Origin of the sequence: Komagataeibacter saccharivorans, assembly GCF_004348195.1 — a bacterium.
GTDB classification, from domain to species: Bacteria; Pseudomonadota; Alphaproteobacteria; order Acetobacterales; family Acetobacteraceae; genus Komagataeibacter; species Komagataeibacter saccharivorans.
The window spans coordinates 25,886-44,437 of sequence record NZ_CP036407.1 but is presented as its reverse complement, the minus strand read 5'-3'; the positions used below and the strand labels follow the sequence as shown (position 1 = coordinate 44,437).

General features: G+C 56.5%; 19 protein-coding genes. 10 read left to right on the top strand and 9 right to left on the bottom strand.

Features of this window, described 5'->3' with window-relative positions; genetic code table 11:
• The first annotated feature begins 190 nt into the window (after window positions 1-190).
• Genes KSAC_RS16280 through KSAC_RS16265 form a run of 4 tightly spaced genes read left to right on the top strand, consistent with a single transcriptional unit; the run spans window position 191 to window position 2,768 of the window.
• Entirely contained in the window at window positions 191-535 is a 345-nt protein-coding gene (locus KSAC_RS16280; RefSeq protein ID WP_243705437.1) for a flagellar hook-basal body complex protein FliE, read from the top strand.
• Between the two features lie 9 nt (window positions 536-544).
• Entirely contained in the window at window positions 545-820 is a 276-nt protein-coding gene (locus KSAC_RS16275) for a flagellar biosynthetic protein FliQ (RefSeq protein WP_102326313.1), read from the top strand.
• A 34-nt stretch (window positions 821-854) separates the two neighbouring features.
• Window positions 855-1,667, top strand: coding sequence for a flagellar biosynthetic protein FliR (locus KSAC_RS16270; protein WP_165927393.1), 813 nt, complete (start codon window positions 855-857; stop codon window positions 1,665-1,667).
• A gap of 12 nt (window positions 1,668-1,679) precedes the next feature.
• Window positions 1,680-2,768 (top strand): EscU/YscU/HrcU family type III secretion system export apparatus switch protein, encoded by a 1,089-nt coding sequence (locus tag KSAC_RS16265; RefSeq protein ID WP_132306869.1) that lies wholly within the window; start codon window positions 1,680-1,682, stop codon window positions 2,766-2,768.
• Between the two features lie 164 nt (window positions 2,769-2,932).
• Here the strand turns inward: KSAC_RS16265 and KSAC_RS16260 are convergent, their stop codons facing one another.
• From KSAC_RS16260 to KSAC_RS16240, 5 genes are all read right to left on the bottom strand, one after another.
• Window positions 2,933-4,102 carry an exopolysaccharide biosynthesis polyprenyl glycosylphosphotransferase gene (locus KSAC_RS16260; RefSeq protein ID WP_165927392.1) on the bottom strand — a complete coding sequence of 390 codons (1,170 nt, stop codon included), beginning with the start codon at window positions 4,100-4,102 and terminating at the stop codon, window positions 2,933-2,935.
• Window positions 4,095-4,874, bottom strand: a complete 780-nt coding sequence (locus KSAC_RS16255) for a WecB/TagA/CpsF family glycosyltransferase (protein WP_132306865.1) — start codon at window positions 4,872-4,874, stop codon at window positions 4,095-4,097. Before KSAC_RS16255 ends, KSAC_RS16260 begins: the two co-directional genes overlap by 8 nt.
• A gap of 147 nt (window positions 4,875-5,021) precedes the next feature.
• Window positions 5,022-5,603 (bottom strand): phosphatase PAP2 family protein, encoded by a 582-nt coding sequence (locus tag KSAC_RS16250; protein ID WP_165927391.1) that lies wholly within the window; start codon window positions 5,601-5,603, stop codon window positions 5,022-5,024.
• Window positions 5,604-5,632: 29 nt separating this feature from the next.
• The gene (locus tag KSAC_RS16245) at window positions 5,633-6,301 is read right to left on the bottom strand and encodes a P-loop NTPase family protein (RefSeq protein ID WP_132306861.1); all 669 of its coding nucleotides are present in this window, start codon (window positions 6,299-6,301) and stop codon (window positions 5,633-5,635) included.
• Window positions 6,301-7,824 carry a GumC family protein gene (locus KSAC_RS16240; RefSeq protein WP_132306859.1) on the bottom strand — a complete coding sequence of 508 codons (1,524 nt, stop codon included), beginning with the start codon at window positions 7,822-7,824 and terminating at the stop codon, window positions 6,301-6,303. The genes KSAC_RS16245 and KSAC_RS16240 overlap by 1 nt, the downstream gene beginning before the upstream one ends.
• 229 nt (window positions 7,825-8,053) lie before the next feature.
• On the opposite strand from KSAC_RS16240, the gene KSAC_RS16235 reads away from it, so the two are divergent.
• Both KSAC_RS16235 and KSAC_RS16230 read left to right on the top strand, forming a co-directional pair.
• Window positions 8,054-8,767, top strand: coding sequence for a polysaccharide biosynthesis/export family protein (locus KSAC_RS16235; protein ID WP_165927390.1), 714 nt, complete (start codon window positions 8,054-8,056; stop codon window positions 8,765-8,767).
• 8 nt (window positions 8,768-8,775) lie between these two features.
• A complete protein-coding gene (locus KSAC_RS16230; protein WP_132306855.1) occupies window positions 8,776-10,131 on the top strand; it encodes a glycosyltransferase family 4 protein in 1,356 nt (451 codons plus the stop codon).
• A 15-nt stretch (window positions 10,132-10,146) separates the two neighbouring features.
• On the opposite strand, the gene KSAC_RS16225 is transcribed toward KSAC_RS16230, so the two are convergent.
• Window positions 10,147-11,496 carry an O-antigen ligase family protein gene (locus KSAC_RS16225; RefSeq protein ID WP_165927389.1) on the bottom strand — a complete coding sequence of 450 codons (1,350 nt, stop codon included), beginning with the start codon at window positions 11,494-11,496 and terminating at the stop codon, window positions 10,147-10,149.
• A 126-nt stretch (window positions 11,497-11,622) separates the two neighbouring features.
• Here KSAC_RS16225 and KSAC_RS16220 point away from each other — a divergent pair, with 126 nt between their 5' ends.
• Entirely contained in the window at window positions 11,623-12,558 is a 936-nt protein-coding gene (locus KSAC_RS16220; protein ID WP_132306851.1) for a glycosyltransferase family 2 protein, read from the top strand.
• Window positions 12,559-12,578: 20 nt separating this feature from the next.
• Here KSAC_RS16220 and KSAC_RS16215 read toward each other — a convergent pair whose 3' ends face one another.
• On the bottom strand, window positions 12,579-13,820 hold the full coding sequence (locus KSAC_RS16215; RefSeq protein WP_132306849.1) for a lipopolysaccharide biosynthesis protein: 1,242 nt from the start codon (window positions 13,818-13,820) through the stop codon (window positions 12,579-12,581).
• Window positions 13,821-14,136: 316 nt separating this feature from the next.
• Between KSAC_RS16215 and KSAC_RS16210 the strand changes: the two genes are divergently transcribed.
• The 3 genes from KSAC_RS16210 to KSAC_RS16200 all read left to right on the top strand — a co-directional run bounded on the left by KSAC_RS16210 (window position 14,137) and on the right by KSAC_RS16200 (window position 16,096).
• Complete coding sequence (locus tag KSAC_RS16210; protein WP_132306847.1) at window positions 14,137-14,475, top strand: hypothetical protein; 339 nt, start codon at window positions 14,137-14,139, stop codon at window positions 14,473-14,475.
• 107 nt (window positions 14,476-14,582) lie between these two features.
• A complete protein-coding gene (locus KSAC_RS16205; RefSeq protein WP_165927388.1) occupies window positions 14,583-15,665 on the top strand; it encodes a glycoside hydrolase family 5 protein in 1,083 nt (360 codons plus the stop codon).
• Window positions 15,666-15,694: 29 nt separating this feature from the next.
• Window positions 15,695-16,096, top strand: coding sequence for a hypothetical protein (locus tag KSAC_RS16200; RefSeq protein ID WP_132306843.1), 402 nt, complete (start codon window positions 15,695-15,697; stop codon window positions 16,094-16,096).
• Between the two features lie 33 nt (window positions 16,097-16,129).
• On the opposite strand, the gene KSAC_RS16195 is transcribed toward KSAC_RS16200, so the two are convergent.
• Entirely contained in the window at window positions 16,130-17,218 is a 1,089-nt protein-coding gene (locus KSAC_RS16195; RefSeq protein ID WP_132306841.1) for a Gfo/Idh/MocA family protein, read from the bottom strand.
• 179 nt (window positions 17,219-17,397) lie between these two features.
• Window positions 17,398-18,381, bottom strand: a complete 984-nt coding sequence (locus KSAC_RS16190; protein WP_132306839.1) for a glycosyltransferase family 2 protein — start codon at window positions 18,379-18,381, stop codon at window positions 17,398-17,400.
• Window positions 18,382-18,552: the final 171 nt, after the last annotated feature.

The window sequence follows — 18,552 nt, the reverse complement described above, 5'->3', positions numbered from 1 at the left end:
GTAATCCTATTTTCCATGGCTGTCTGGTTGCAGATGCCAAACAGTAGCGGGTACCATCTGCCGGTGGTTGGTATTGGCGGGGTGTGACAGGCCTTGTGATTAGGGAATGGCTGGGTTATTCATCGCGTGATTAACTGGCAGGAATGCGCTTCCACCCCTTGACTGGAACCAGCAGGGGCAAAGCGGGGATATGATGATAAGCGACATCACCACACGCAGTCTCGATGCAAGCAATGCCTATGGGCTGACGCAGCAGACCACGATGGACGCGACCGACAATACCGATAGCAGTGGAAGCAACCTGTCGGCTGATTCCGTATCCGGTTTTGGTTCCGTTCTGAGTGATGCGCTCAAGGGTGCGATCAATACGGGAAAGACGGCTGAAGCCCAGACTGCGGCCGGTCTGTCGGGGAAGGGAAATCTCACGGATATTTCCACATCCGTGGAGGAAGCCAAGCTGACCCTGCAGACCGTGACCACGGTCCGCGACCGGTTTGTTCAGGCCTATCAGGACGTCATGAAGATGTCGATCTAAGGCCGCTTCATGAATCATACGGTCGATATTCATGATATCCTGCGGCAGACGCTGGTCGTAGCCGTCAAGATGGGAGCGCCGTCGCTGCTGGCCTCCCTGACCGCGGGCGTGCTCATTTCCCTGTTTCAGGCCATGACGCAGGTCAGTGAAGCGACCCTTTCATTCGTGCCGAAATTCGTGGCTGCCATGGCCGCCCTGCTGCTGACAGGGTCATTCATGTATTCCACCCTGAACACATACGCGCATACGATCTTCGATCAGATGGTTATGGTGGGCGGGTCGTGAAAAAGGACCCGGCCCTGCGGACGGCTGAACGGGGATGATTGGCGATCCGTCCTTTTCCGGCGGATCCATTGCTGTTCTGGCCGCCATGTTCCTTGTCGTGCTGTGCCGTGTCAGCGCCATGGTCATGGCCGCGCCAGGCCTGGGGGATACGACTTCCCCCATGGTGGTACGGGCGGGGCTTGCTCTGGCCATCACTGTGATGATCCTGCCCGTGGTGCAGGACCGGCTTGTGGAAGTATCCGGGCAGGCCCTGCATATTCCTTCGCTGGCTGTTGCGATTATCGCGGGTGAGCTGCTTTGCGGGGTGTTTATCGGATGGCTGGCGCGCGTGATTGCCATGGCGATCGGGATTTCCATGCAGATGGTGGCGGTTTTTACCGGTCTGGCCAGTGTCATCCAGCCTGATGCCGATCTTGGCGCGTCCAGCACGGCAATCAGCCATATGGCATCGTCCCTGATTCCGGTCATTTTCCTGTCGACGGGCCTTTATGTCCTGCCCATGGCAGCCGTGGTTGGCTCTTACAACCTGTTCCCGCCGGGACACATGCCCATGGTTGGCGACATGACCCGGAGTGTTACCGAAGCCACATCGCAGACCTTTGCCCTTGCGCTGCAACTGGCGGCACCGTTTGTGCTGATCGGGACGTTGTGGCCTGCGATGCTTGGCGTTCTTAACCGGCTTCTGCCCGCCATTCAGGTGTATTCCATTGCCATGCCGGCCCAGTTGCTGGGTGGCGTCCTTCTGCTGGCCATGCTGATACAGGTGATGACGGGTGTATGGCAGGAAAGGATGCAGGATCTGCTTATGGGCCTGCCGGGAATAGGCGTAACCGCACCACATCACTAAGGATGCAGGTATATGGCTCAGGAAGGGTCAGGTGGCGGCGAACGGAGTCAGGCCCCTACCGAGAAAAGACTTCAGAGCGCGCGTGAGGAAGGCAATGTCGCCCAGTCCCGTGAACTGCATATGCTTCTGGCACTCGGCGCATTCCTGCTGGTTTTCAGCCTGTCATCCGCTGCGGCGGCACGCAGGTTTATCGCGCATATGCGCGGCATTATGGATCATTTCGACACCATTTCGCCTGATATCACCACAATCAAGCGTATTGGCATACAGGCTGGCATGGAAGGCGCGCTGCTCGCGGCCCCCTTCGTGTTCATAAGCATCGTGGTCGTGAGCATAAGCAGCCTGCTTCAGACCGGGTTTCTGTTCCGTCCTGAAAGTCTGGTGCCCGATATTACCCGTCTGTCGCCCATGCGGGGGCTCAAGCGGATGTTTGGCCTTACCAATGTAGTGGAAATGCTCAAGAGCATTGTCAAGCTCAGCGTATTCGGGTTCATCCTGTATGGCGTGGCGAAAGGTACGCTGCGTATAGCGCCTGAGGCCGAGCGGTGGACAATCCCCCGGTTGAGTGCGGAACTGACATCATGGTTTGCCTATGCGGTCATGGTCGTTCTGACCGTACAGTGCGTCATAGCCGTGCTGGATGACCTGTGGACGCGTTATAACCGCGTGCGCGGCCTGCGCATGAGCTTTCAGGATATCAAGGAAGAAGCCCGCCAGACCGAGGGGGACCCGCAGGTCAAGGGACGTTTGCGGCAGCTTCGCCGCAGGCGGGCGCGCCGTCGCATGATCGAAGCCGTCAAGAAGGCAACGGTCGTGGTGACAAACCCCACGCATTATGCAGTGGCACTGGTATATGAAAGCGGCGTGGACAGCGCGCCCCAGATTGTCGCCAAGGGAACAGATGACCTGGCTGCCCGTATCCGACATGCGGCCGAGGATGCCAGGGTTCCCGTCATTGCAAATCCACCGCTGGCCCGCGCCCTTTATACGGTGCCGCTGGATTCCGAAATCCCGCAGGAATATTTCCAGCCTGTGGCTGCGATCATAGCCTATGTCATGAAACTCAAGACGCCGGGTTCGCGTACACCGACACGGACATGACGGGGATCCATATTGGGTTGAGGGGTTAAGTGACCGGCGCTTTCATGGTTTGTCATAATGGGGTGACAGTCACGCCGACGGGTCCGGGTTCCGGCCATGTGTGATGGAGTTATTCCATAGACAGGAGAAAGATGCGCATGGACCGTCTGTTCGGGATATACGATTTAAAACGCATTATCCCGTTTAAACAGAACGATATACATACTTTTGAAAATTATCTTGATATCAAGCCATAGGGACCAGTGCGTAATATAATACAGGTCGTAATCTATACGCTTCTTCGCTGATTCCTTCGTTTTTATTTCTCCCCTGTATCCCATGATCTGGGCAAGTCCCGTTATGCCGGGTTTTACCTTGTGTCGTGCGGAATAACAGTCGATGACCTTTTCATAGAGTTCATCATTAACCCGCATGGCCATGGCATGGGCGCGGGGGCCTACAATGGACATGTTTCCAAACAGGACATTAAAAAACTGGGGCAGTTCATCCAGACTGAAGTTACGTAGATACCGGCCCACCCGCGTAACGCGTGGATCATTGCGCACGGTCCGTTGCGCCCCGGAAAAATCCGTACCGGAAACGTGCATGGTACGGAATTTGAATACTTTAATAACCTTGTTATTGAACCCGTAACGGTTCTGTATGAAAAATACCGGCCCCTTACTGTCAATTTTAATGAGCAGGGCAATACCCAGCATGACAGGGGACAGAAGGGTAATGAACAGGAAGGCAAATATCTTGTCTTCGACCCATTTGAAGGCAAGGTTGCGGCCTTCCAGCGGCACCCGGCTAAGGGGCAGCAGGACTATATTGCCGTCATCCTGTTTCGCTTCGTCGGGAGAGTCAGCCTGCTGACTGTCCATGGCGAGATAGATATTGACCGGAAGCACGATAATCTTGCGGATCATTGTACGTAACCGCTCACGTCCGGCATCGAAAGTGGCGACAATGATGATATCGGGCAGATCATTCCGGCAGAAAGTGATCATATCATCAATATTGCCCAGAACGGGCACGCTGTGATGCAGCCCCTGCAGACGCCGCCAGCGATCGTCGAATATGCCCAGCACATCATAACGGTCCGGCTCTTCCAGCAGTTTGCGTACGATCCTTTCCCCATCCGGCTTTCCGCCCAGCACCAGAACACGCTGGCAGGTATAGGGCAGCCGTGTTCTGGACAGGTCCTTCAGCAGGATTTCTTCCTTCTGGAAATGAGAAGGAAACTGAAGGATTTCCGGCAGAAGGGTGGAGTCCACTTTTGCTTTTCGTCCGGTACGGGATCGCGCGGCGTTGCCTGACAGATCGCCGGTATGGGGGGGAGGTGCCTCAGTCACCTTGTCGCATATCCTTGAAAACGGCAATCATGAAACCGCATGCTGAAGAGATGTATCGTGCCAGAAGCCGCCGGGGTTCAAGTATGATCCGCCACAGCCATTCCAGATTGAGTTTCTGTATCACTCGGGGCGGTTCGGGAAGGAGATCCAGCGCAACAAGCAGCGCCTGACCGATACATAGCGCCCAGCAGGGCGGCAGGGCATCCCGATGCTGATCGACAAAAATCTCGCTACGGGGCGCGCCAACCGCCATGAAAAGCAGGGTCGTTCCATGCGCGCGGATACTGGTGGCAAGTTCAGTCCCATATGCCGCCTGATTTTCGAAACCGTAAGGTGGCACGGCGTAGGCCATGTTGCCTTCCAGCCCATGCGCGCGCGCCCATTTCCGTGCGGCGGCGACGGTTCTGTCACTATCGACCACCATGAAGATGCGGTGGTGACGTAACAGGTCAGGCCGGGCCATGAGATCAGCTACAATCCCACGTCCCGTTACACGCCCGCTGACCGGCTGGCCACGCATCCGGGCGTAGTAGAACAGCGGGAAACCGTCGCATGTCAGGATCGCGGCATTCTGACATGCCTGTGCCAGAAGCCGGTTATGCGCCATCATGCTGATATGCTGGATATTGGGCGTAATAATCAGGCCAACGCCTTCCTGCTGCGAACGGCAGGTCGTCCCCACCAGTGTCGCAATTTCACTTTCTGAAAGAGAAGAAAAGTGCAGTCCAAAAATCTCAGGGGAGGACGGGCGGCCAGACAGGTCTTTTCTCATATACGGTGCAGGACTTTCGTCATGTCTGTAGAGATAAAATTCGTTAATTCAGTTAATGGAAATATAAATTTAACATAGACGATGAAAAAAATCCATAAACCATGATTTACAGAGCTGTAATATATTTCAATTGTAAAAAATGGTTATCTACCACCCTATATTCTGGTCGAAAAAATTGTATGAAGTGTAAAATACACCCTTCAATACCGGCTCGGCTTCCATCACGTAACCATGGAAGAACAGGACGACCGGGATAAGGGCAAAAGCGCACCAGTGCATCAGGTAGCTGGGGGAAGGCGGGAGTGTCCGGGCAATCAGTACGGCCGCAGTTGTGCCGATCCCTGTTCCCGCCAGCACTTCCATGGGGGTATGGGCGTGAAGGACCAGACGCGTATAGCCAATGAGGCACGCAACCAGCAGCGGGGGAAGTGCCGCCAGAAGCCAGGAATGAAACCGGGGCTGAATGACCATGTTTATCAGGCTGCCATATACGGCGGCACTGGAGGCCACATGACCGCTGGCGCTGAAGGGGCGGCCATCATAGCCATAAAACTGCCCCCAGAGCAGGCCGAGCATCTTGCTCAGTACAATGCAGCAGAACGTCAGGAATATGCCACTACCCCAGATGACGGCGTTACGTGTCCGGCCCATGACGATGAACAGGACGATGGTAACAACAAACAGGGGAATGATGGTGGCTTCGTCCCCGAAGTCTGTAATAAATCTCATGCTCATTTTCCGGTTTAGATAACAAATGGTTATATATGCTTGTAAATGTAATTTGGCACATAAAAATGGCGCCTGTTCAATACAGTTCCAAGTATATAACCTTTCATTTCCTCAATTCTGTTAATGAGATATTTTGTTTTGTTGTAATCCGTCATTTCCGCCTCGATGACAATGATATTGGCATCGACATTGGCGGAAAGCCCGGCTCCCATATGGGATGCGCTTGCGGCCGGTGAATCTATCAGGATCAGGTCGAAATCATCTTCCTGGGTCTTTATGAAACTGATCCAGTCGCGCTGGTGTATCTGTGCGCCAACATGTTCGTTGGGCATGACAACCCATAGGGGAACCTGCTGGACGCGGAAAGCGGCCAGACTGCCACCGAAGGTCAGTTCCGCGCCCTGTTCGGCCTGTAGCGGCAGGACATAGCGGTTCTGTGCCGCCGTGGCGGCGGGGCCGATCGTCTCGCTGGTGGAAAGGAGCAGGATGTTCAGTCCCAGCTTCTCGCTGGCGACAACGGCAAAATCCCGCGTGATGCTGGATGTGCCTGCGCCGGGGTCCGGTGCCAGAAACTGGATGGTGAAGGCCTTCTCCTGCTGGTGGGGCAGCAGGTAGAACAGACGGGTAGCATCCTGTTCGGTCAGAAAGCGGCTTTGCAACATCTGGGCTACAGTCGCAAGCGTCTGGGCGGCTGCCATCAGGATGATCTTTTCCACAATGAGAATGAGAAGGTTTTCTGCGGGCGCAGGGGCGGATTTTTATCGGTTACCGCCGCCAGAACAGGCAGGCCCAGCATGCTTTCCACATCGCGGACCGTAACGAATATCTTCTGCGTGGCCACACGCAGGGCCAGAACGGCGGCCCCCACCACGATACCGGCAAACAGGCCCAGAACCAGAAGTGGCAGGCGCAGGCTTGTCCCATGCTGCGGGGTGTCAGGGGGCTGTACGACCCTGATATTGGCGCTGGCCTGCTGGTTGGCGACCGATGTCAGCCGCGCTTCTTCGGCATTCTGGGTAATGGCCTGATAGCTGGCGCCCAGGATGTCCCGTTCGGTCTGGAGGCTATGATACTGGGCGGAAAGGGAAATCAGTTCATGAATCCGCGCATGCAACTGATCGGCCGCCTGTGTGATGGTCGCCTGCTTGGCACGAAGCCCGGCCGCGCGTGAATGCAGCAGGACATTCTGCTGGTAGAGTTCGTTATAGACCGAATTCTCACCCTGCCGGCTGACCTGTTTTTCACGATTGGGGATCTGGCGCAGATTTTTTTCAATATCCGAAATCTGCTTGTTGATGTCCTGAAGGATCGGGAAATTATCCTTGTAACGCCCGCCTACATCGGCCTTCTGGATGGATAGCTGGGCCAGACGGTCGGTCAGCATTTTTGCCCGGTTGCTCTGATCGGTTTCGGCATAGAGTTCCACAACTCTGGGTAGCACGTTCAGGGCATGCTCAAGGGCCGCAATCTGGGCATCCAGATTATCGATTTCACTGGTAATGCCGGTCTTTTCGTCTTCCAGATCGCTGACACGCCGCAACAGGATGGAATATTGCTGCGGCAGGTCGCTGATATTGTGTTCCAGTTCAAAGGACACCAGACGTTTTTCGGCGTCATGAAACGCGGACACCATCTGCTGATGCAGCGTGACGGGTGCATCCGTGGTCCGGCGGTTGAACACTTCGGTCCGGTAACGGATGTAATCCTGAACGAAAATTTCCAGCGCGCGGCGGGCAACGTTACGGTTGAGATTGCGCAGGGAAATCTCGATCAGGTTGGACTGCGGCACCACGGTAATACGCAGGTCACGGCTGAAACGCGCGACGGCATTCTGGCGGGCTTCGGGGCTGTAGCTGCTCATGCCGGGATAAAGGGTCTGCCGTCCTATGTCGTTGACCGCTTCCTGCGCCAGGGTGGGGCTGTTCAGGATGCCCAGCTCACCCTGCATGATCTGGTCACGATCCAGCACGATGCTGCTGCCACTCTGCTGGTCGGTAGGATGGAAGACATATTCGTTGCCGTACAGTACCAGAAGGCGCGCATGCGCGGTAAAGGTCGGGCGGGCGGTAAGGCTGGCAAGGAAACCAAGAACGCAGGGGACGGCAAAAGCTATTATAACAACATTACGATAATAGAAAAAGGAGGTCAGAATATCTCTGATGCTCCATTTATGGTAGGAAGCTGACCTTGCAATAAGAAAAGGCTTTGCGGGTTCAGTCATTCAGTCAGCCAGTTACAGTCGATTGATAAAAAATATTACCGAGTGCCGGTTTCAGGCGGCTGCGTATGGTACGGAAAACAAAGTATGTATCACAACCAACCCCTGCGATATGTTACAATCTGGAACTGCGTATCTGATCCTGCCCATTCAGCCCCACGGTTGCGTGAGACTGCAAAAAAGTTTACTAGAGATTCAAAGCGAATTGTGCAATCGGAACTGTCTGGAAACTATGCGCTTCTTTCCCTGGTTCCTGGTGCTTGCAAGCGTGATTTTTGTTGGCGGCTGCGTGCAGCATCTCAAGCCCAGGCCGCAGGCAGCCCGGAATTTCGTGCCATGGTCGGATGACATCATACCCTATCACCTTGCTGCGGGTGATAGTATAGGATTACGCTTCATCCTCAACCCCGAGTTGAATGAAACCAATCTTCCCATAGCCCCGGATGGCAGCGTTTCGGCCCCGCTGGTGGGTACTGTGATGGCTGCGGGAAAAACCGTGGAAGATCTGCGCAGGGATCTTACCGAACGCTACACCGCCTATCTGCGCGAACCATCCCCCGATGTGCTGATCCATGCCTATGACGCGGCGCAGATCTATGTGGGCGGCGAAGTGAAGAAGCAGGGCATTTATCCCATGATGGGGCCAACCAATGTCATGCAGGCCGTCATTACGGCGGGTGGCGCGATCGATACGACCAGACTGAATGGTACGATCCTGATCCGGCGGCGGGCCGATGGACGGCCGATGATGCGGGTCGTCAACCTGCGCACCTATCTTGATACGGCAGACAGTCAGGATAACGTGGCGCTGCGTCCGGGGGATATCGTGTACGTTCCCAAGACAGAAATCGGATCGTTTGACATCTTTATCGACCAGTATCTCAACAAGGCCATCCCCTTCAACCGGACACTGAACTACAACCTTGGTTCAGGACAGTTCTGGTAAGGGAGGCGATGGTGACGGCGATATCGCAAGATGGGGCAGAAGACGGAACCAACCGTCTGCGCGTGCTGATACTGGCGGAATCCTGCAATCCAGACTGGTATAGCGTCCCCCTTGTCGGCTGGTCGCATTATGAGGCCCTGTCCCGCCTGGCGGACGTGCATCTGATTACGCGCGTACGCAACAGGGAGGCCCTGAACCGGGCCGGTCTTCGGGAAGGGCGCGATTACACGGCGATCGACACGGAATTCGTGTTCGAGCCGATGGTACGTCTGGTCAACCGGATCAGCGGGACGAACAAGGGATGGGCGATCCTGACCGCGCTGACCATTCCCTCCTACCTGCTGTTTGAATGGATCGCCTGGCGGCGTTTTCGCAAGGCCCTGAAACGAAAGCAGTTTGATCTGGTCCACCGGATCACGCCGGTCAGCCCTGCCGTGCCCAGCCCCTTTGCCAGATGGTGCAGGGAAGTCGGGGTTCCTTTCGTTCTGGGCCCAATCAATGGCGGGCTGCCCTGGCCGGAACAGTTTCCCGACCTGAAACGGCAGGAAGGGGAATGGCTTTCGCGCTTCCGCTTCATGTTCAAGGCGATCCCCGGATACCGGGCGACCCGCAATGCCGCGTCCGCCATTATCACCGGCGGGATCAGCGCCTTTCGGGAAATTCCGGAAAAATGGAAGGCCAAGACCTTCTATATCCCGGAAAACGGGTTCGATCCGGAACGGTTCCTTGGCGCGCGGGACCGGACGGCGCAGGATTATGCGGACCGGCCTTTGCGTGCCCTCTATATCGGTCGTCTGGTGCCCTATAAGGGATGCACCATGTTGATAGAGGCGGCAGCCCCCCTGATCCAGCAGGGGCGCATGGTGCTGACGATTATCGGGGTCGGACCGGAAAAAGAGCCCCTATGCGAACGCATTACCCAACTGGGTATCGCGGATAAGGTACGTTTCACCGGGGAAGTAAGCCATAATTCCATCGCGGATTACCTTGCCGGCGCCGATATCCTGACCTTTCCGTCCATCCATGAATTTGGCGGGGCCGTGGTGCTGGAAGCCATGGCCATGGGGACGGTCCCGGTCATAGCTGATTATGGCGGCCCCGCGGAACTGGCTTCCTCCAACTGTGCCTTTCTGGTGCCGTTGAGGGAACGGGCGGAATTTATTGCGGAACTGCGGACGGTGCTGGAACAGATCGCGGCACGGCCGGAGCAGCTTGCCCCGTTAGCGGAAAATGGACGCAAACGGGCCAATACGTTCTTTACGTGGTCCCGCAAGGCGGCGCAGACCATGGAAATCTATCGCTGGGTGCTGGGGAAATGTCAGGTGCGCCCCGGCTGGGGCATGCCCTTTCGCGATAAACCCTGAATGCCGGGGGCATCCCTACATCCGGCGATAGGATGGTGCGGGCGGCCTGCTGCTCCTTTTCCAGTATTCCAGATCGAAAATCGAGAAATAGAGAGCGACCGCCAGCAGGCCGTTATTGCTGAACAGGTTTGATTCCGTAAAATTGTGAATGCACAGGGCCAGCAGGAAGGCCAGATGGAAGCAGGCCTGCGGGTTGCTCAGACGCGTGGGCGCAGCCGCGTCCGGTGGTCCGGTGCGGGCCAGGGCTTCGATGGCCAGTGTCAGCGTGCGTACAAGAACAGCGATGCCGATTGCAAATCCCACCGCGCCCCCACTCGCCATCAGATCCAGATAGCCGTCATGGGCTTCGTTGATATGGGCTTCGCTACCAAACCACATGGATGTCTTGAGACTGGGCTGGACCGACGGGTCAATGGACCAGAATGAATAGAAACCCGCACCAAGCCATGGCCGCTTCTGGATTTCCTCCAGCATGAAAGACCACAGGTCCGTACGGCTGGTGAATGTCATTTTCTGGAACGGGGCGAAAGGGGCGGCATTCGTGTCCTCGCACCACAGGAAATAGCCAAATACGATGCAGGTCAGGATGGCCAGCAGGGAAATGATGACCGCAACGGACAGCGACAGGCGGCTGTGCGTCAGCCGGTAAAAAAGCCAGACCAGCGGGGGCATGAGGATGATGATGGACAGGCATGTCTTGGAACGGCTGGCCAGCAGCAGGAAAAACAGCAGCGCCATGCCCGCCAGTATCCGGTACCGTTCACGCTTGGGCGGGCGATAGAGCAGCAGCGGGCCGCCCGCCAGCAGCCCGTACATCATGATCAGCCCCGTCTGGTTCTTCTGGTCCTGAATGCCTGCCAGACCTTCGCTGGTCATGGCATAGCCGGGCATGATGATCCACACGACAAGATCGGCGACGCCCGCGACAAGACAGGAAATGAATATGAATCGTAGCAGGGTTTTCCTGTCCGGGATCGTGCAGGTCAATGTGACCGCCAGAATGATTTCGATCCATGCGAACATGATGCGGCGGGACGAAGCCGTTGGGTCAAGCGCCCATGTCGTGCTGCATGTAAAATAGAGGAACAGGCCGATCAGCAGCCACGATGACCGGACCAGTTGCAGCACGGCCTGCCATCGCGCCCGGATAAGCGGCAGCGACAGGCTGAGCAGACCCAGCCATATGAACCGGTTGACGGGGCTGACATGATCCGTGCTGGCCGCGACGGCAGCGGTACGGTTGAAGTCCGGGATACCCACCACTGAATAGAGCAGCATGGAGAAAAGAATCACGGAAGAAAGGCGGCTGACCCAGTCCGTGCTGTGAATGCCGTTATCCACAAGGGCGTCCGTCCCGGCTGCCATCGCGCATCTCCCTACTGTAACGGCCTGAAAAAATGTGCTTTGCTGCGGCCCGGTTATTCGGCCAGAACAAGGACAGCATCTGTGCATAATTCCTCGGCAGTTGCTACGCAACAAGGCCCGGTGACGGTGAGTATTGTTGTCGCCTGTTATGATCGCATGGGCCTGCTTGAACGCACCCTGAAAGCCTGCATGGCCCAGACCGGCATGCCGGTGGATGCGACGTGGGAAATTGTGGTGGCGGATAACCATCCCCGGCGTCTGGCTACTGCCGTCGTCTCCCGCCTGCAGGCCGACAGCCCGGTTGCCCTGCGCCATATCCCGGCGGGCGAACGCAACATCGCCCATGCCCGCAACTGCGGCATTGCGGCGGCAAGGGGTAGTTTCATCGCATTCGTGGATGATGATGAAGCGCCCGATCCAGACTGGCTGCAGGCCCATCTTGGCTGTCTTAACAGAACCGGGGCCGATGCGGGGTTTGGACCCAAATATCCGGTTTTCGCAGGGGGAGCAGCCCCTGAATGGGATCCCGCCGGCCGCTCTTACACCACGGATTTCCACATGCCGCAGGATGCGGAAATCCATCCCCTGCGCTGGTTTCCCCCGCAGGCGCGGGGATTGGGAACCGGCAATTCGATGATGCGCCGCGCCACCTGCCTGGGGGGCAAGACCCCGTTTGATGAGGAATTCGGCCGTTGCGGTGGGGAGGATACCCTTCTGCTGCTTGGTCTGGCGCAGCAGGGGCGACGGTTCGTATGGTGTGCCGATGCGCGGGTGCGGGAGTTTAACGAAGCGTCCCGCATGACATTTTCCTACATGTGCAAACGCATGCAGCGTAGTTCACGCCATTCGGCCATGGTCAGGATGGAAATCAGCCAGCATCGGGCGGCAACCCGTCTGGGTATCTATGGTGTGGCCCTTGCGCAGATGGCCGTATACGGCAGTCTCTGGCTGCTGCGCAGGAAACCGGCCGATTACCTGCAGATCTGCAAGGCGCTTGGCAAGCTGGGGCTGGGTTCGCTGGACTTCATTCCCGAACCCCCGGTGACCCCCGCACGATCATAGGGGCGATACCCACCCGGCAGTCATGGGGCGGTGGATCGGCTCCGCCCTGTCGCCCGGATCATACCATACAGAACAACGCCAAGCACGAGAGCCTGCATGGCCTGTCCGGCCATGGTGCCCGCGATAACAAAGGGATAGGGCAGGAACTCAATCACGACCGCCATGGCGATGCATGTGGTCAGCGCCCCGGCCAGGTCCGTCCATGCCAGCGTCCTGAATCGCTTTGTCGCCAGCAGCACACAACTCCATGCACTGAGAATGCTGCCCAGCAGGACATTTCCCCCCCACATCAGGATCAGCCCAGCCGTATCGGCATAGCGTCCGTGATACAGGATTTTCCTTATGAAATCCCAGTTCACAAGGACAAGGCCGCTCCATACCAGACTGCCGCCCAGCGGGAGCAGCGTGCCCGCCAGCAGGAATTTCCAGAACTGCCGATGCCGGTTCTCCGCCCACATATGGGCCAGACGGGGCAGGGCGGTGGATGTCCACGCCGCGCTGAGCATCCATGCGGGCCGGATGGTTATCTGGGTTGCCGTCAGTACGGCCAGTCCTGCTGCCCCGTAATGCCAGGCCGTTGCAAAACTGAACAGGCGATTGGTCAGTTCCGATGATCCCGCCCCCAGCAGGATCCATCCCGAACTGTGCAGATAATGGGTATAGGGCTTCATTGCCCGCCATCCCAGCGGCAGGCAATGCGCTTTCATCAGGCCGATGACGAAAGCCAGCGCACTGCCCCCATAAGCCAGACCGGAAATAAGCAGTCCGTCGTTGGAGGACGGCACATGCCCGCTGGCATGGCACAGCCAGATCATGCCGATGGAAAGGGCAAGGGCGCACCCCGTAAGACAGGCGGCGGTCGCGGTCTTCTGCCGCGAAAAAGCCAGGGCTCTGGCATACTGGAACAGCAGGAAGCCGGGGATGAACAGTACCGCCCCGTTCGCGCTGAAAATATTGCCCGTATAGACCATGCCCTGCGAGATAAGGGCAGTCAGGAGCGCCAATCCCGCGATGAACAGCATCTGTATGGTCAGGAAAAACTGTTCGGGTTCCCTGCGCTGTTCCGGGGCGACATGGGGCAGGCTCATGAGATGGGATGTCACCAGCGTTGATTGCGCAGTGCCCGCCATCCACGCAACGGCCAGCCAGAATGCGTACACACCATAGGATTCCGGCCGCCCATCGCGTGCCATCCATATGTTGACGGCAAAGGTCAGCAGGGCGCCCATGCCCTGTTCAAGGAAGGAAATCAGGAAACGCATGGTTTATCGTATCTACGGAAAAGCGGCATGAGGTGCGGAATTTTCTGCCTGTAAATATATGCGGGGAAAAAGGGCCGTACCGTTTACGGCACACGGTAAGGGCATGGGGTCATTCCCCGGATATTCCCTGATATTCGTGAATAAGGGAATTTTCTTATGCGGCCTGTTATCGCAGGTCAAATTGAGATTGCATGGACAAGGGGTATGTGCCCTATCTGCCCCATAATAGGCATTATAATACCGCCGCTGTTGCGGTTGAGGAAAACTGGAGCGGAGCGGTTATGGCAGGAATTCCGCCACAAACGGGTTATAGAAAATGCATCGGCTGACAGGCCGCCTTTTCCAAAGCAGCATTCATATCGCCACGGTATTACTGGTGGCCATGGGCGTACTGGGCTGGAGTGCGCCCGTTCATGCGGATGAGCAGCAGTGCCAGTGGGTATGGAACTGCACCAATGGCCCGTGCAAACATGTCCCTCTATGCGATCATACCTATGACGTTGTTCCCCCCGAACCCATGGAACTGCCGCCCGTAGCACCACTGGATACAGGATCGCTTCCAGCCCCCCCTTATCCGCCAGCGGGGCGGGAGATGTGCGCGCCGAAGCGTATCTGCGATACGGCCGGAAACTGCACATGGCAGACGCGGTGTTGACCCAGGGGACAGATGATGCGCGATGGCTGGCCCCTTGAAGTCACGTTCCCTGCTGTGGGACAGTCCGGACAAGCGCTGAAAACATTCCCGATGAAAGAAGGATGAACATGGTTTTCTCACGCCGGCATATTCTGGCTGGAGGGGTCGGGACCGCTTTTGCAGCCCTGGTGGGAAGGCAGCGGGCACGCGCCAGCGGTACAACTGCTTCTTCCTTCATCTGCGGTATCAACTGTTCCGGCCTTGAGGATACGCCACCGGGGATCCCGACGGCCGAGATGCTGCATTACTATGCGGCACAGGGTGTGCGGCATATACGCCTGCCGGGGTTATGGGAGCACTTCCAGCCTGTTCCCGGTGGCGATCTGGACGATGAGTACTGCCGGATCTATCGATCCGTGATCGAACAATGCCGCCTTCTGAAAATCAGCATTACCTGTGATCCGTGCCATAATTATGGGCATTACAGATATCAGGGACAGGATCTCTGTTTTGGGGACGGGCACCTCACGGCAGAACTGTTCGCGGATTTCTGGGGAAAGTTCGCGCATCGCTTCGGCAATCTTTCCAATATCACCGGCTGGGACCTTATGGGCGAACCGTCCAACCTGCCGGGGCCGTCCGTGGCGGCGCAAAGCGGCGCATGGCAGGCCGCAGCGCAGGCCGCCATAACCGCAATCCGGAAAACAGGGGATAAAAGACAGATCTGGGTGGAAGGTTACGGTCATTCCAGCGCGCAGGCATGGCCGGTCAATAATCCGTCCCTGCACCTGCTGCATGACCCCGCACGGAAACTGGTATTTTCCGCTCACTGCTATCTGGATCGGGATAATTCGGGCAGTCATTATTACTGGGACGAGGAAGTGGCGGCGGGGGATCTGGTATCCGGTAGCCCCCTGACCACAAATGTCGGCGTGGAACGTATCCGGCCCTTTGTGGAATGGCTGCGGACACATGGACTTGGCGGCAATATCGGCGAGTGCGGAGCCGGACGTCAGGACAGGGCAGGTGCAGAAGGGGATACGGAATGGCTGGCTGCGCTGGAAACCACGATCAGCTTTTGCCGCGCCAATAACCTGCCGCTGTATTACTGGGGAACTGGCAGGGATCTGGGGCCGACCTATCCGTATGGACTGGAAGTCGATCATGGCAGGACCGCCCCCCAATGGCAGGTTTTAAAACAATACCTGTAGGTGTCGCTGCGCCATCAGAGGAAACTGATATGCGGAAAATGGCCTATGGCTGTCTGGTCGGGTTGACGGCAGGGATGATGGTATTGTTACCGCGTACCGGCCATGCGAGGTGTCTGGGGCCCCGCAGTTTCCAGACCTGCGACGATCCCGCAACCGGTGCGCATTTTGATGTCTATCATTTTGGCCATGAAACTGTCCTTTCGGGTGTAAAACCGGATACGGGACGGACGTATCAGGAATTTTCCACTTCCCTGGGCCGCATGACCTATACGGACGGTCTGGACGCCGCAGGGCGGCCGCAATACGAAGTCCGTGAAAGCTTCAGTCGCGACTTTACCGACATTTATGGAACAGATGCGCGGGGAAAGCCGTATTCCTCAATGGAAACCATCTCGCCCGCCGAGAAGACGCGGGCCGAGCGGGATAACTGATCGCCCTGCACCCGTCAGGCGCCTGGCAGGATTCTAGCATCCGGGCGGCAACGTGCGGATTTTCTCAATAATCCGGAGCGTCTGGATGCTTTCCGACAGGGGCGCGGTGGAGACTTCGGTTTTCCCGTCCCTAATGGCCCTTGTGGCGGCCTCAATTTCAAACTGAAGGCCATATCCGGGAAAGCCAAAAGCGTGGCGTCGTATGTCGGGAACAGGTATTTTGCGTGATATTTTGCTAAAAATACGCGAAAGGATGGAATTGCGGCATAAAGTTTCGATCACCCTGGCCATGACCGGACCGGCTTCCAGAACCTGCCGGGCGCCAATAAAGGGGGACTGGAGGAATAGCGTGCGGCGACTGCCTTCGATAATAAACAGATTGCCGCCTGTATAATCGAATGCACAGTTCAACGATGCCGGAATCCTGCCAAATGTCAGTTCCATACGGGCACCCATATCCACACCGCTGGGGGCACTGTACCATTCCCCCCGAACGGCATCCGGCTCTCCAAGGAAGAATTGGGACAGGGAGATAAGATATATCCCCAGATCAAGCAGGCTGCCTCCACCTTGGGCCGGATCGAAAAAACGGTTATCCGGGGCATAAGGATGCCGGAAGGCCAGTTCACCCTTTACGCGACGGATTTCGCCGATCGTTGCGGACTGTAGGGCATTTTTGACGAAACCGATGGCAGGCAGGAACCGTGTCCATAACCCTTCCATAAGGAAGACGTTCTGTTCCGCCGCGAAAGCACGCAAACGTTCGGCTTCCTCTGCCGTGGCGACAAGGGGTTTTTCTACAAGAACGCTCTTCTTCGCCGCGATGGCGGCGAAGGCAATGGCGAAATGGGACGTATTGGGTGACGCAATATAGACTGCATCAACCGTTTCATCCCCGAGCAGGGCTTCATGGCTTTCATGGGCCGTGCCACCATGCCGGGCAACGAACTGTGCCGCCCGTTCCAATACGCGCGAAGACACACCGGCAAGATGCGCGCCTGCTACATATTCAAGGTCTTCGGCAAAGCACCGGGCAATCGTCCCGGTGCCTACAATCCCCCACCCGATGGAAGAACGATCAGGGCTGGCAGACTGACTGGGCCGCGTTGATACTGGTTCCAATCAATCATCTCCATTATTCAGTTGGGGCGGCCAATATCTGGCTCAGATATCCACAGGAAATGATGGATAATCACCCTTATCCGCTCTGATAAACCTATGAAAATTCGTGGCTTATGCCAAGCGTCATAACTTTCCGGCTTATGGCGTGGTGAAAGGCAGCCCCATTATGCAGGAAGTGGCTATTTCCTGCGCCCGTTTTCCACCCTGTAAGTGGGAAATTTACAGAACCAGGTCATCTTGCCAAAAGCCGCTGCCTCCTTGAAGGCAAGGGAGGCTAAAAGGGTTCTGAACCGGCGTGGATTGACGATACCCAGGATCGCGACACCTCCCAGCAGAAGGCCGCCGCCAAGACACTGCACAAGACCAATACCCATCCATTTCAAGGATAGCAAAAGTGGACGATCGGCATTCTGCACGGAAACCGCGACAAATACCTGACCACCGCCGAATGCCCGCATGAGCAGGTAGCGAAAGCCCATCCGGCTGGCGGGAACCCATTCATATGCGATGGCGGAACCGCACCATACGATTTTTTTCCGACGGTTCTCCAGCCTTAAAAACAGGTCACAGTCTTCTCCCCCCGTCTTTCCAAACTTTGGATCGAAGGGCAGGGGATCGGTAAAGCATGAAGCGCGTCGCCAGATGGAACCGCTTGTTGCAACCGTTACCGATGGCATGTCGGGTTTCTCACCCGGACTGACTGGGGTGCCATCAGGCATATCCAGAAGTCGGGAAAAGAAGGCGGCACTCATGCCCGTGACCGCCTTTTTACCCTCTGATACCGGAATAAGGGAGGAAATGGCGCAATCTGCGGAAGTCCTCTGTAATATCTCATACATGGACCGCAGCCATTTATCCTCGATGGTCATATCATCATCAAGGAACACGACGACCTCAGCCGATGAAGCAGCAATCCCCTTATTCCGTGCTACTGCAATATTTGCGGGAGACGATGGAACCCATAAAACACAAACGCCGTGTCTATTCAGGGACTGTACGATATTTTCAGCGTAGCCGGATGGGCTGTTATCCGAAACAATGATTTCGCAGCATAAATCATCGGTTGTTATCTGCTGTATGCAGCATTCAACAACGCGCTTCAGCCCTTCGGGACGATTGAAAGTACATATTACTACGGAAATTTCTGGCTTCTGAGCCATCATATTTTACTCAAAGGGCTGAATACGTGAATGGATATGAAACGTTACCCTGCCTGTTTCCCGTGTCAGGTCGTTTTCCATTTTATTGGCCCTGTCGCAACGATCTTTCCAGACATTTTACTGCAAAGCGTAAATACAGGTCTGGAACGAAAACAGTCTGGTTACATGGTCCAT